The sequence below is a fragment of the Alkalihalobacillus sp. NPDC127517 genome, assembly GCF_050276055.1.
In the GTDB taxonomy this organism is placed as follows: domain Bacteria; phylum Bacillota; class Bacilli; order Bacillales; family Bacillaceae_D; genus Alkalicoccobacillus.
Window position 1 is genome coordinate 93,633 of the sequence record NZ_JBNNQX010000008.1, and the last position, 13,427, is coordinate 107,059.

Annotated in this window: 17 protein-coding genes; 6 read left to right on the plus strand and 11 right to left on the minus strand. The window is 40.4% G+C overall.

The window, feature by feature from the left end:
* Nucleotides 1-69 precede the first annotated feature (69 nt).
* Entirely contained in the window at nt 70-510 is a 441-nt protein-coding gene (locus ACQKKO_RS12395; protein WP_498647609.1) for a YtoQ family protein, read from the plus strand.
* 42 nt (nt 511-552) lie between these two features.
* Here the strand turns inward: ACQKKO_RS12395 and ACQKKO_RS12400 are convergent, their stop codons facing one another.
* On the minus strand, nt 553-1,095 hold the full coding sequence (locus ACQKKO_RS12400) for a DUF84 family protein (protein ID WP_498647611.1): 543 nt from the start codon (nt 1,093-1,095) through the stop codon (nt 553-555).
* Nucleotides 1,092-2,168: a M42 family metallopeptidase gene (locus ACQKKO_RS12405; protein ID WP_498647613.1), complete on the minus strand. Its 1,077-nt coding sequence runs from the start codon at nt 2,166-2,168 to the stop codon at nt 1,092-1,094. Before ACQKKO_RS12405 ends, ACQKKO_RS12400 begins: the two co-directional genes overlap by 4 nt.
* Before the next feature lie 231 nt (nt 2,169-2,399).
* On the opposite strand from ACQKKO_RS12405, the gene ACQKKO_RS12410 reads away from it, so the two are divergent.
* The gene (locus ACQKKO_RS12410) at nt 2,400-2,702 is read left to right on the plus strand and encodes a hypothetical protein (RefSeq protein WP_498647615.1); all 303 of its coding nucleotides are present in this window, start codon (nt 2,400-2,402) and stop codon (nt 2,700-2,702) included.
* Nucleotides 2,703-2,744: 42 nt separating this feature from the next.
* Here ACQKKO_RS12410 and trmB read toward each other — a convergent pair whose 3' ends face one another.
* A complete protein-coding gene (gene trmB, locus ACQKKO_RS12415) occupies nt 2,745-3,386 on the minus strand; it encodes a tRNA (guanosine(46)-N7)-methyltransferase TrmB (RefSeq protein ID WP_498647617.1) in 642 nt (213 codons plus the stop codon).
* A 79-nt stretch (nt 3,387-3,465) separates the two neighbouring features.
* Here trmB and ACQKKO_RS12420 point away from each other — a divergent pair, with 79 nt between their 5' ends.
* Nucleotides 3,466-3,723: a YtzH-like family protein gene (locus tag ACQKKO_RS12420; protein ID WP_498647619.1), complete on the plus strand. Its 258-nt coding sequence runs from the start codon at nt 3,466-3,468 to the stop codon at nt 3,721-3,723.
* A 70-nt stretch (nt 3,724-3,793) separates the two neighbouring features.
* Here ACQKKO_RS12420 and ACQKKO_RS12425 read toward each other — a convergent pair whose 3' ends face one another.
* Complete coding sequence (locus ACQKKO_RS12425) at nt 3,794-4,570, minus strand: phosphotransferase (RefSeq protein WP_498647872.1); 777 nt, start codon at nt 4,568-4,570, stop codon at nt 3,794-3,796.
* Between the two features lie 144 nt (nt 4,571-4,714).
* Nucleotides 4,715-6,847, minus strand: a complete 2,133-nt coding sequence (gene pulA, locus ACQKKO_RS12430) for a type I pullulanase (RefSeq protein WP_498647621.1) — start codon at nt 6,845-6,847, stop codon at nt 4,715-4,717.
* A gap of 168 nt (nt 6,848-7,015) precedes the next feature.
* Between pulA and purU the strand changes: the two genes are divergently transcribed.
* Nucleotides 7,016-7,888: a formyltetrahydrofolate deformylase gene (gene purU / locus ACQKKO_RS12435; RefSeq protein ID WP_498647623.1), complete on the plus strand. Its 873-nt coding sequence runs from the start codon at nt 7,016-7,018 to the stop codon at nt 7,886-7,888.
* 41 nt (nt 7,889-7,929) lie between these two features.
* On the opposite strand, the gene ACQKKO_RS12440 is transcribed toward purU, so the two are convergent.
* From ACQKKO_RS12440 to thpR, 5 genes are all read right to left on the minus strand, one after another.
* Nucleotides 7,930-8,247: a type II toxin-antitoxin system HicB family antitoxin gene (locus ACQKKO_RS12440; RefSeq protein ID WP_498647625.1), complete on the minus strand. Its 318-nt coding sequence runs from the start codon at nt 8,245-8,247 to the stop codon at nt 7,930-7,932.
* A gap of 113 nt (nt 8,248-8,360) precedes the next feature.
* Entirely contained in the window at nt 8,361-9,338 is a 978-nt protein-coding gene (locus tag ACQKKO_RS12445; RefSeq protein ID WP_498647627.1) for a nuclease-related domain-containing protein, read from the minus strand.
* Between the two features lie 46 nt (nt 9,339-9,384).
* On the minus strand, nt 9,385-10,065 hold the full coding sequence (locus tag ACQKKO_RS12450) for an LrgB family protein (protein ID WP_498647629.1): 681 nt from the start codon (nt 10,063-10,065) through the stop codon (nt 9,385-9,387).
* Complete coding sequence (locus ACQKKO_RS12455; protein ID WP_498647631.1) at nt 10,065-10,433, minus strand: CidA/LrgA family protein; 369 nt, start codon at nt 10,431-10,433, stop codon at nt 10,065-10,067. The genes ACQKKO_RS12450 and ACQKKO_RS12455 overlap by 1 nt, the downstream gene beginning before the upstream one ends.
* The gene (gene thpR / locus ACQKKO_RS12460; protein ID WP_498647633.1) at nt 10,430-10,984 is read right to left on the minus strand and encodes an RNA 2',3'-cyclic phosphodiesterase; all 555 of its coding nucleotides are present in this window, start codon (nt 10,982-10,984) and stop codon (nt 10,430-10,432) included. Before thpR ends, ACQKKO_RS12455 begins: the two co-directional genes overlap by 4 nt.
* Before the next feature lie 110 nt (nt 10,985-11,094).
* Between thpR and cysK the strand changes: the two genes are divergently transcribed.
* Nucleotides 11,095-12,027: a cysteine synthase A gene (gene cysK / locus ACQKKO_RS12465; RefSeq protein ID WP_498647635.1), complete on the plus strand. Its 933-nt coding sequence runs from the start codon at nt 11,095-11,097 to the stop codon at nt 12,025-12,027.
* 412 nt (nt 12,028-12,439) lie between these two features.
* Nucleotides 12,440-12,658: a DeoR family transcriptional regulator gene (locus ACQKKO_RS12470; protein WP_143846456.1), complete on the plus strand. Its 219-nt coding sequence runs from the start codon at nt 12,440-12,442 to the stop codon at nt 12,656-12,658.
* A 58-nt stretch (nt 12,659-12,716) separates the two neighbouring features.
* On the opposite strand, the gene ACQKKO_RS12475 is transcribed toward ACQKKO_RS12470, so the two are convergent.
* Nucleotides 12,717-13,421 (minus strand): pseudouridine synthase, encoded by a 705-nt coding sequence (locus ACQKKO_RS12475; protein ID WP_498647638.1) that lies wholly within the window; start codon nt 13,419-13,421, stop codon nt 12,717-12,719.
* Between the last annotated feature and the right edge of the window lie 6 nt (nt 13,422-13,427).

The window sequence follows — 13,427 nt, forward strand, 5'->3', positions numbered from 1 at the left end:
AGATGTTTTGTTTTTGACAAGTGAAACTCGTATACTTTAACTACCCATCTCATAAAGGAGTGTCTATTCATGGAATTAAACGTTTATCTTGCAGGAGAAATTCATAGCTCATGGAGAGAAACCATTAAACAGTTAGCATCTGATCTACCGATTACGTTTTACCATCCTATGGAACATCATGATCGTTCTGATCATATCGGTGAAGAAATTTTGGGTGAACAACCGAACGCTGTGTTAAAAGATGAAGCCGCTTCTAGCATTAATAATTTACGAACCCAGGTCCTTCTGCAAAAGGCTGATGTGGTGGTTGCGCTATTCAGCGAAACCTATCGCCAATGGAATACGGCAATGGATGCTTCTACAGCCGTTGCATTAGGTAAACCATTAATCTTAATCCGTCCAGAAAAACTTCATCATGCGTTGAAGGAATTATCGAATAAAGCACAAGTTGTCGTAGAAACACCAGAACAAGCAATCTCTGCGCTTTCGTATATTTTTGAGCAGGAATAAAAAAGGACGAGCTCTCCATTCATATGGAAAGCTCGCCTTTTTTTATTTATTTAGTTGTTCTACAAGATATTGACCGTATAGAGCCTTTACAATGTGACTGAACATCTCTTTACGTGAGATCCGGTTTAATGTAAAAGCACCAACAGCTCCTTCTCTTGTATTTGTTCCTTCCTCATTCGCACGTTCATTCATAATTGTTCCGAGCTCTTGACCCTTTAAAAGCTCATCACTGACATCCGTTGGAACTGGGATTCTTAGTCCACTCGCTTCCCAGGTACTCCCTTTTTTATCAACAAGAACTCCCCAATTACATAACATTAGAGCGCCAGTATCCGTTTCACTGACACCACCTTCAAGTCCGATTGCTAAATCAGCGTCAGTATCAACTAAAGCTGCCTTCGCACGATTTAGTGCACCAAGTCTTGTTTCGTCATCAGAAAAAGGTTGGCAACTCACACCTGACGGAACCTCTACGGAAACAAATGTGATCGGTTCACTTAACAATGTTTCTTTTACCGCATGAACCTTTGCTGGATTCTTTGTTCCGATGGCAACAATTAATTGGCTTGTACTCTCTAGACTCATAAAGAGTGACCAATAAGCGATTCAAACGTTGATTTGTCTGAAGTTTTCACTAGCTTGATTAATAGTTCCTTTGCTGCTGCATAGTCATCTACATGAATGATGGAGCCTGATGTATGAATATAACGTGAACAAATCCCCACTACTGCTGATGGAACCCCTTCATTGACCAAATGAACTCTTCCTGCATCGGTTCCACCTGGAGAAATAAAGTATTGGTATGGAATGTTGTTTGATTCAGCTGTATCTAGCACAAACTCACGCATTCCTTTATGTGTAATCATGGTCCGGTCAAAAATACGTAGAAGTGCACCTTTTCCTAAATGACCAAATGCATCCGCTCCACCTGTAGCATCATTCGCAGGACTTGCATCAAGTGCATAGAACAAATCTGGGTTAATCATTTGTGCAGCCGTTTGAGCCCCGCGCAAGCCAACTTCCTCTTGAACTGTTGCACCGGAATAAAGAATATTTGGGATCTCCTCCCCTTGAAGTTCTTTCAGTAATTCAATGGCGAGCCCAACACCGTAACGATTATCCCATGCTTTCGCTAAGATCTTCTTAGGATTAGCGAGTGGGGTAAATTCACTAACAGGCACAATTTGTTGTCCTGGCATCACACCGAGCTTCATAGCATCCTCTTTATTATCAGCACCTATATCAATGTACATTTGCGCAAGAGGCATTGGCTTACTGCGTTGGCTTTCCTCGAGCAAATGAGGTGGCGTTGAACCAATCACACCAATAATCGGGCCTTGATCCGTCATAATTTGCACGCGCTGTGCGAGTAGTACCTGACTCCACCATCCACCAAGTGTTTGGAACTTAATTAGTCCCTTGTCATTAATAGAGGTAACCATAAATCCAACTTCGTCCATATGTCCTGCAACCATTACAGTTGGACCCTCTTCATTTCCTCGCTTCACACCGAAAATACTACCTAAACGATCTTGTACAATCTCATCTGTGTACGTTGATAACTCCTTACGAACAAACTGGCGAACTTCGTGTTCAAATCCAGATGCTCCTTGGAGTTCTGTTAACGTTTTGAATAAAGATAACGTTTCTTGGTTCATGAATTTCTCCTCACTTTCTACGAATAACTGATCTTTGTATGTATTGTTGTGCAATACTCTTAGTGTATCGAATCTTATTTCAAATTGCTACTTTCTTACGTTAACAAAAAACGTATCTTTCTCTCCGATGGACAAACTTTGCACAGAATTTTAACTACTGGTATGATTAGATCATCCAATCGTACTACACATAAGACATAGACGGATTACTTATGAAAGGAATGATTGATTTTGAAAAAGCTCTCATTTGGATTAGGCATTGGCTTTGCTCTGGGATATTTTCTTCGTCCTACTATTTCAAAGGAACGAATTTCTCCAGAAAAAGCTTTAAAGAAAGCGAAAGCAACAGCTGCAACACAGCATACGATTAGTGGATCATGGATTCACATGAACCCTGAAACAGTTGAACGTTATGGTCTTCAATACGAGGTTTATCGCGGTGGAATGTCTACGTCCACGCCAGATGGTACGGTTCAATTTGAGTTTATTGTCGAAACCAAGAATGGCACACTGTTAGAATTGATTCAGTCCTAACAAAAAGAAATCCAAGAAAGGCTCCCTTTCTCGGATTTCTTTTTAGTTTCTGAACTTTGCTTCGCACCGATAGATACGCATTTGTTTTTTTGAGAATTTCTCTTCATACTCGGTCATGACATTTCCTTCAATTCCGCTCTCATGAAGGTTCAAGCTCACTTGATTTAAGATCATCCCGTACAACGAGAAGCTGTGTAAGGAATATTCAAATAACCCTTGATTATCGGTTTTAAAATGAACCTCTCCCTGCTTTACCAGGAGATTTTCATATAAAGCTAAAAATGATTTATATGTTAGTCTTCTTTTCTCATGGCGAGATTTTGGCCAAGGATCCGTGAAGTTGATATAAAACCGATCTACTTCCCCAGGAGCAAAGAATTCTGCTAAGTCGGCAACATCTTGGCTAAGCAGCTTCACATTTTTAAGCTCGGCTTCTTCCACACGCTCCATGGCGGTATATAAAACACTTTGATATTTTTCTACACCAATGTATAAAACGTTTGGATGGAGTTCAGCCATACCAGCTAAGAACTTCCCTTTTCCCGTGCCTACTTCAACATGAATTTCATCAAAATCTCCAAACGTTCGTTTCCAATTCCCCGCCATTTCCTTTGGGTTTTGAATAACAATATGATCACGTTTTTTTAATTCATCAGACGCCCAAGGCTTATGTCTTAATCTCATTTCTTATCCTCCTACTTTTGTATAATAACCGCAGAAATGGTGACATTAACACCAAACCATTTAAAAAGGAGTCAACAAAATGACCCTCTCAAATTCTCATAAATTACAACTACTGTGCGATCTTCTTCAAAGTCAATCCACAGAACAGTACATGACAGATGGAGAAGCGCACCAAATTGATCGACTTGTTCAGTCTTTATCAAGAGATCCAAACTTAGATCCATCCTTGTTGCAAACCCTAGAGCAGATTCAAGAGCAACATCAGCTTGATAATCGTCCTTTTACGAATGATGTGTCAGGCTGGGTAACTTCACTTTCAATCGACCAAACGACATAATCCTCGTCATTTCTCAGGAAATAACACTCATAACAAAAGCTCATCCAGATTAGTGGATGAGCTTCTTATATTATAGAAGCGTAGTCAAATATTCTTCAAACCTTTTGGCCTCTTCAGGTTGTCCTCTTTCATAGTGCCATGTAATTAACGTAATGGTCTGAGCAACCACATACCAGTGCATCCGGTCTCTCAGGGATTGATCAAGCTGGATACCATAGTTATGTAACCATTCTTCCCAATTTTGTTCTGCAATGTATGAGTACAATAGCAACCCGATATCTAATGCCGGGTCCGCAACCATTGCCCCGTCCCAGTCGATCAGATACAAGTTATTCGTCTCATCATCAACCATCCAATTATTATGGTTGATATCACAATGGCACACCACACTAGGAAAGTTGACTACTTTTTCAATTTCCCTACTGAGGTAGGTCATTCCTTCTTGAATCGTATCTATGTTCAACCCTGTTAATTCGGTTTGAATACGCAAATTCTCCAACATGACTTCAGGAATGAGAGGTTCATTACCAATCCTCTTAAACATATCAAGTAATTCGCTCGATCCATGAATGGTAGAGAGTAGATTGGCCACCTGGCTATCCATCATTTGATAGGCCTTTAGTTCTTTTCCTTCAACCCATCTTTGAGCCGTAATGACATCGCCATTCTCTAAGCGTCTTGTCCATAACAGCTTTGGGACTATGCCTTCAGCTGAAAGAACCGCTAGAAAAGGTGATGAATTTCGTTTCAAAAAGACCTGATGGTCACCTCGCCGGGCTACATATGCTTCTCCTGTTGCACCTCCGGCCGGTTGAACCTCCCAGCCATCTCCTAAAAACATTTCCAACCCATTCACCTTCAATTTCCTCTACTTTTCAAATATATCGGTCACATTCTTATAATTATATCGCATTTGAGCTAATGAACCAAGAACGTTTGTAAAAATCAACGAAAATAAGCAGAGCTGCTTCGTTGTCTAGCTCTACTTACACTACTGGATACAAACCAGTGTAGAAAGCGGAGAGATTTCTATCTCTTCTCCACGCAGTGAATACAATGGTACCAAAGAAGCAGCTTTTTCGTCAACGCAAACTTGCCAGATACCTGAAACTTTACAATTCAGCGTTTTCCGTTGAAGGCTGCCATTATGAAAAACAAGCATTTTTTGAGAGTAAGAACGTTTTTTTGAAGGATGATCTAATTGATAAGCGATAAAATCTGATTTCCATTCGATCCAATTCATTTGCATATGAATTTGTTCAAAGGTGCTTAATTGAAAACCTGTGTACGTTTTTCTAATTAAAAGTAACCCTGTTACATAGCTGACATAGGAGTGATACCTTGAACGCCGATTCCAATCCATTTGATTGATCCAATCAGAATGAGCATAGCTGTTCTCAACTCCAAACTTGGTACGGCAAAATTCTTGTCCAGCATGTAAAAAAGGAATCCCCTGCGAAAGCAAAATCATACTGGTTAAAAGCATATGACGTCGCTGAATGGTTGCTTGCCCTTCATCTGGATACAACTTTACCAAACGGTCCCATAATGTTTGGTTATCATGCACTTCGACATAGTGAATGGCTTGAGTAGGAGAATGAAATCGCTTCGGTCCCCCACTCAACACATCTTTTAACCTCTCTGATTGGTTCCCTTTTTGCCCAAACCCTTTGTCTTGTAACGAAAAAATGGAACCCTTTAATGCATCTCTACACTGATCATCAAAGAAAGAAAAATAAGGCAGCTGATCTGCCTGCTCAATCGTAGCCAGCTTATAAGGGGAATAAGCCGTTTGCATGCTCCACCCCTCTCCTAAGAGAAAAAAGCCCTCTTTATATTCGTTGCAGATATCAGCGATCATATTCATCGTTTGGATATCAAGAATTCCCATCAAATCAAAACGTAAACCGTCAACGTTATATTCAGTAACGAGATAGCGAATTGATTCTACCACTAACTTTCGCACCATTTGTCTCTCTGTAGCAAGATCATTTCCCACACCCGTTCCGTTACTGATCACTCCATTTGAATCATGTCTAAAATAATAACCGGGAACCAATTTTTCAAGAGTAGATTCCTCCCAGACATATACATGATTATAAATGACATCCAAGATCACTCTTAACCCTTGCTTATGAAATTCATTAATCGTCTCTCTTAGCTCCTGGACTCGATGAAGCCCGTGATATGGATCCTTTGAATAACTACCCTCAATTGCAAAAAAATGAGTCGTATCGTATCCCCAATTATAGGACTTAAACTGATTGCTCTCATCAACTGTTTGAAATTCTTGAACCGGCATGATTTGAACATGGGTAATGCCTAATTGCTTTACATAATCCAATCCCGTTGTAAATCCATCTTCCGTTAACGTACCTTTTTCAACCATCCCTTTATACGTAGCCTTCCCTTTTATGTCACTCGTATTTGCGATCGAGAAATCACGAACGTGCACCTCATAGAGAATAGACTGTTCTTTAGGTAGTGCTTCGAGAGACCGTTGATTGGCAAGTGGGTTTAAGCTACCAATCATGGCTTTTTGTCCATTAATGGATACGTATTTAGCATAGGGATCAACAATATATTCTGGCTGTTTTCCAGGGTTACACACTCTATATTGATACCAATACTCATTATAATCTCCTGAGAGTTCACACCTCCAAACGCCACTTTCTTCGCGTATGAACGAATGCCTTTCCGCGGGACCCTCATACCAATTTTTGAATAAAAAAAGTTCTAGAAGATAAGCTGTAGGTGTCCAGACTGTAAAAATGGATCTTTCCATTGTATAGTCCAGACCTAAGTCATTACCTCTGTAGTAAAAGAGCTGATCAAATTCAGCTGAACGAACAACATCCTTGATCAGTAACGGAACGTGTATATCTTGGAATCCTACTAAACAAAGTGAGCCAAATGGAAATGGATGGAGTAAGCACAAGATTAAACATGCATTTTCCTGACGTTGAACCGTAAAGGGAATTTCATTTTCACCCGCCATGATAATGAGCCTCTCTTGCTCCTGTGTAGTGAGCCTTCTACTACAAACAACTCGGACCACCTGCATATGAATTAACTCAGCCTCTATAAAAAGAGAATTGACAGTAGGGCATGTCGTTTGCTTCAATAAGAAAAGCTCCTTCCCGTTTAAGTTGCAATATGATCTGATCTTACATATTAATAAATGTTAGAGGAATGGTAAGTAAAATGACTTACTGTAGCAAGCCTATGTATAAAGAGAATCGATCATGCGCTTATTTTTGTAAGGTGCTATTCATATTGTGGAGGGAACATCATGATCCAATCTTTACCTACTAATAGAGGACGTCTGTTGGTTGCGTGCCTTGACCAACCTGGAATTGTCGCATCTATCTCAAGCTTCTTACAAAAGCAAGGAGCAAATATCGTTCAGTCGGACCAATATACAACCGATCCAGAGGGCGGAATGTTTTTCATGCGAATTGAGTTTGATTGGTCTTCAACAAACGATCAGTTCGACCAGATAAAAGAACGTTTTGTAGAAATCGCATCTGCGTTTGATTTTGACTGGCGAATGGAACGAGCGACTCGTAAAAAGAAAATGGTTATTTTTGTATCAAAGGAAAACCATTGTTTACTAGAGCTCCTTTGGAAATGGAAAGCAGGCGAATTACATGTCGATATTCCGCTTGTTATTAGTAACCACCCAGATCAAAAAGAAGAAGTCGAAGGATATGGCATCCCATTTGTGCATATCGCCGTTGAAAAAGGACGTAAGCAGGAAGCAGAGAAAAAAGCCATTGATTTAATCAAACATCATGACGCTGACTTTGTTGTGCTAGCTCGTTATATGCAAATTCTCTCGCCCACTTTTGTTCAGGAATTCCCAAAAAAGATTATTAACATCCATCACTCATTTCTACCTGCATTTATTGGCGCAAACCCATATGCAAAGGCATTTGAACGTGGTGTAAAACTAATCGGCGCTACCGCTCATTATGTAACGGACGACTTGGATGAAGGTCCAATTATTGAACAGGATATTATGCGTGTAAACCATCGCTATTCAAGCGCAGAGCTTAAAGTGGCCGGAAGAAATGTTGAACGGATCGCTCTAGCCCGAGCGGTTAACTGGCATCATGAGGACCGCGTGATTATACATGGAAACAAAACTATAGTCTTTTCCTAATAAAAAAACTGATTCCACATCTGGAATCAGTTTTTTTATTATTAAATTAGCTTTTGCAGCTCTTCGTTTATATACTGTACCTCAACATCCGTCATTTCAGGTAAAAGGTGAATCAATTGTGCACCTTCGCTCTGAGCAGCAGGTAGGGCTTCTTCCCCGTATCGCTTAAGCCAGAGATGAAGTGCTTCATACAAACCTTTCTTCGCTTCTCTGATGGTCTCTCCGAAACTTACACAACCATCAATTCCTTCAAGTTCGATCATATATTCTTTGTTTCCTATCCAATTCGGAACTTGACGAAGGTACCAAGTGAAGTCCTCAGGACGTACTTGGCTTAGAAGATTGCTTCCCGTCCTCATCTAAACCTACTCTCCTCTCGTACTATTGCGTGGACAGTCACTATCTCTCTCACGAACACTTATTTAACCAGTTCCCTATTATACGATGACTAGCCCACTCTTTCAATGCTATCTCACGAGAACATCTCCAGTTCGGCTGAATTTCGTTCGATAGACTCTCTACTCTCACAATACTGAAGTAGCGTTTCACAAGCCTTTACTTGTTGATGTTTTAATGGAATGTTTGAATGGACAAGCTTTGATTTCCAATCAGAAAACGAACGCTTGTCTAGAAAATCCACTTTCATCCCGATCGTCCTATGATCAATAATCGAGTTTGCTGCAATCACAATGCTCCGAACCGGCATACTCCGATCATGTTGAGAGAGAATGTTTCCAATGACTCGTTCCATTCTCTCAAGAGCAGGTATTGGACTAAGTCGCTTACGTCTTTCTTGATTTACGTATTCAATCCAATAACGATCAGAGTTTACTTCAAACACACTTAATGCCTCCCCGTCTAAACGTGTAAGGCATATGATCTCGGTGGGTGTAATTAATACTGTATCTAGCTCGATTTCAGCTTTTTTCACATAAAGAACGGGCTTGTAAAACAAAAAGCAATTGTCAGGTAGCTCGATACCAAGCTGCTTCAACCATTGATCTTGCTTCCAATCTATCATTTGATCCTGATTCAACAATTCCGCGTCGGGAACACCAGCCCAAAGTAGTTGCTTCTCAAAGATTTCATCTCGAAACAGTTGCTTTGTTTGTTGAAATGCTTCATGCTCTCTTTCTTTCTCGTTCTTTTGTTCATGTCCCCTTGTGGTCCAGTTTCGAACCTTATTCACAGCTTTTGACCAAACTTCAGCTATTGCTGAGGATTCCGTCAATTCTTCGTATTCGAGTCGAACGGTTTCAGCGAATTCCCTTTTCCAAGATTCTTGCATGTAATGCCAGCGTTCCTTTTTCATACGAGTGAATTGGCTAGAATATCGTTGAATGTCCGTTTGATATCGTGATGTATAATCAGAAATACGAATAATGTGAGCCACAGCTCCGCCTCCTGTTGACTGCTTGCGACTCAGCACACTCGCTAGCTTCGTTTTCATTTAGTTTATCACATTACTGAACAGGAGCACCGAAGATTTCAATGACTTAAAACCAGATCATAGCCACAACGGGAATAAGAATGGAGACCATGATGGCACATAAAGTCATCGCTACTGAACTAACAGCCCCTTCTTCCTCACTAAATTCCAGTGCTTTTGCTGTTCCAATTGCGTGTGAAGCACTCCCTACAGCAACCCCACGACCAACTACATGCTCAATTCGAAACCATTTGCAGATCAGTGGATAAAGAATGGTTCCAGTCACTCCAGCCACTGTCACAAAAATAGCAGCAAGAGAGGATTCACCACCTGCCGTTTCAGCCAGATCAATAGCAACTGCTGTTGTAACCGATTTTGGTAAAAGCGAAGCGATCGTCCCTTGATCTACGCCTAGTAAGCTCGTTAGTAAGAATGTGCTAAACACTCCGATCATTGATCCAATGGCAGTTCCAACAAATAACGAAACCCGGTATTTTTTTAGTATAGCTAGTTGTCTGTATAACGGATAAGCTAATGCCACAACGGCGATTCCAATTACATACTCAAGCCACCCAGCTCCATCTATGTACGTTTCATACGATATATCAAACAAAAATAAAACAAATAACAATAGTACTGTTGCTGTAATTACTGGTAGTAATAACGGATTTGGGAATAGTCGATAAATCCATCTTCCTCCAACATAACAAAGGAGAGTTAAGCTCGTCATAAGTAACAGATTAATCATTAGGTATTCCTTTCTTGTTTTCGTGCAAAAGATTGGCTAACAAGTCCAGATACGATAATAATCATCAATGTGCTGAACATTGTAATAAGAATTAATATAAATCCATGCTTAGTAAAAAGAATAGGGAATGCAACAATCCCGGCAATGATCGGAATGAACAATAATGAAAGATGCTTAAGTAAAAAAGAAGCTCCTTGATCAACAAAGCCACTAGGAATGAGCCCACTCATTAAACAGACTAACAACAGGAGCATACCAATCAGACTGCCTGGGAACGGAATGGATAACCACGATTGTAAAGCGAGACCTAAAAGATAAAACCCACTCAATATGAGCAGGTGTAATGCCATTCGAGCTATGATTCTCATGTGTCAACACGTCCTAGATGAAATGTGTGGATCGGCTTATACTTTGGTTCAAGCTTTGGGTAGGATTGAAACAAATCCACATGTGAGATTGTAAATGGTTTATCGGTTAAGGTCACGTGTTTAGCTTCATAATTCGTTTCTTCGGTCCACTTTCGAGCAACCGTAATATGTGGTGTATACGGTCGACCGTCCACTTGAACACCAGTAGAAGCAACAATCGTATGTATGTCCTTCTGCACGTTTCTTAAATCAAGATTCTCTTGAACCCCTACCCAATAAATACGTGGGATGTCAGTTGATCCAAACGTCCCCATCTGATCCAACCTCAACGTTATAGACGGCCAATGAATGGACTGTTCCCTCAGTTTATGTACTATCTCCTGCCTTTGATCGATTGAGACTGCTCCTAAAAAGACAAGCGTGATGTGATAGTCCTCCTCATGAACCCATTTCTGAAAACTTTTTTCGTTCCACGCTTTTCTAAGTTGTTCCTTAAGATGTTGTTTTAATTCTTTCGGTAAAGGTAATGCAATAAAAAAATGATCATCCAAGGAATATACCCTACTTTCATGCAGAATTTTTCGCAAAGGACTCATTCATTATAGAATCCTAAGTCTTATGATAAACTAATACCAGTCATTGATTCAAAAGGAGTGGAAGCATGAACGTATACAACAATATAGCAGAACTGATCGGAAATACTCCTCTCGTTCGCTTACAACGTGTGGCAGACATTAATGGAGCCGCCGTCTACTTGAAAATGGAATTGCAAAACCCCAGCGGGTCAGTAAAAGATAGAGCCGCCTATAATATGATTGTTGAAGCAGAGAAAAGTGGTTTATTACATTCAAATTCAACGATCATTGAACCAACAAGCGGCAATACGGGCATCGGCATCGCAATGAATGCAGCTGCAAGAGGCTACAAATCAATTCTCGTTATGCCAGACACCATGTCACAGGAACGAATCAATTTATTAAAAGCTTACGGGGCAAAGGTTGTTCTGACAGATGGAGAAAAGAAAATGCCAGGTGCAATTGAAAAAGCACATGAACTAGTAAAGGAAATCCCAAATAGCTTTATGCCAATGCAGTTTGAGAATCCTTCAAATCCAGATGCGCACCGAAAAACAACAGCTCATGAAATTAAACGATCGTTGGATCAGGTTGATCGAAAGCTTTCGGCATTTGTTGCTGCCTCTGGAACAGGTGGAACCGTGACCGGAACAGGAGAGGAATTAAAAGAGTTGTACCCTGATGTGTCCATTCATGTGGTTGAACCAGCAGGCTCACCAGTTCTTTCAGGCGGGAAGCCTGGTCCTCATAAATTAGTAGGGACAAGCCCAGGGTTTATCCCTCCCATTTTAAATACAGAAGTGTACAATGAGATCTTAAAAATCAAGGATGAAGATGCGTATCGTGTGACACGAGCACTTGCACGTGAAGAAGGCATATTAGTTGGTCCTTCTTCAGGAGCTGCTTGCTTTGCAGCCTTAGAAGTGGCTAAACGATTAAGTCCCAAAGATACGGTTGTCGCTATTGCGTGTGATACTGGTGAACGATATCTTTCAACTGACTTATTTACTTTTGAGTAAAGGATGCATAGTGAACAATTACCGAACAAACCCAATCATTGTTCGGTTTTGTTTACACGGGTCAGATCTTATATTCAAGAGTAGATAGTGGGTCCAGCTATTGTTTTAATAAAGCTGAGAAGCTCATATGTAAACAATGTTCGGTTTTTCAACAGCTCTTTTTTTCATTACATGAAAATACACAAACAAAATCCTTGATATATTAGACGAGCCGTTGTAAAATATACGTGTCTAGGGAAGTATATGTTACATCAGATTAAACAGATAAAAGATAATCTGATCTAACGTCACTTTAGAAAGACAACACGTCCCTGACGCGCACTAATCATTAAAGAACCGTGCATGATGCAGTCTTATACTGCATACATTTAGCAACAGGATCTAGTCATGATTATGTATAAGGAGTGGTGTTTTGAAAACTTCAACTGATCGCATGCTGACTCGTATTAAGTCCATTTACCTCTATATCAAACAAAGGGGGACCGTCACGACGAATGAATTAGTTGAAGAGTTCGGAATTACTCAACGGACGATCCAACGTGACTTGAACGTATTAGAGTATAACAAACTCGTGACAAGCCCCACACGTGGAAAATGGAGTACAACTAACAAAAAAACAAGGGTTTCGTAGTAGACCTGTTACATGAAGAGACCGAGGCAACGATGTGTGCCTCGGTCTCTTTTGGTTTTCATTCAAAAAGTGCCAACTCTTCTTCCGTTAGTTCTCTTGATTCACCCGGTGCAAGTGAATGATCAAGTTCAAGCTGACCAATTGCTTTTCTCTTTAGTGTTAATACGGTTTTACCTCTTGCCTTAAACATACGCTTTACTTGATGGAACTTCCCCTCCGTTATCGTGAGTTCAATGTAAGAGATCTCACTTGATTCCAATATAGTGAGCGCAGCAGGCTTCGTTACATACCCATCATCAAGCTCAACACCTAGACGAAACGCCTCAATGTCTTCGCTTGTCACAACTCCATCAACCTTTGCCTGATACACCTTTGATACATGCCGTCTTGGGGACATCAACCGGTGTGAAAAAGCACCATCGGTTGTTAACAACAATAACCCTTCTGTATCTTTATCAAGTCGCCCCACAGGAAAAATGGAGTAAGACGACCATTTCTCATCTATTAAATCAATCACCGTTCGATGTAGCTGATCCTCCGTTGCAGAGATGACCCCTTTAGGTTTATTTAACATTAAATAAACCTCGGACTGATAATGAACAACCTCACCTGCAACAATGACTTCCTGTGTACCCGGATTGACTTGTGTTTTCGGATCCTTATTCACTTCTTGGTTAATGGATACAACCCCAGATTTCAGGAGTTTTTTTACTTCTTTTCTTGAGCCATACCCCACATCAGCGAGAAGCTTGTCCAGTCTCATTTTTAA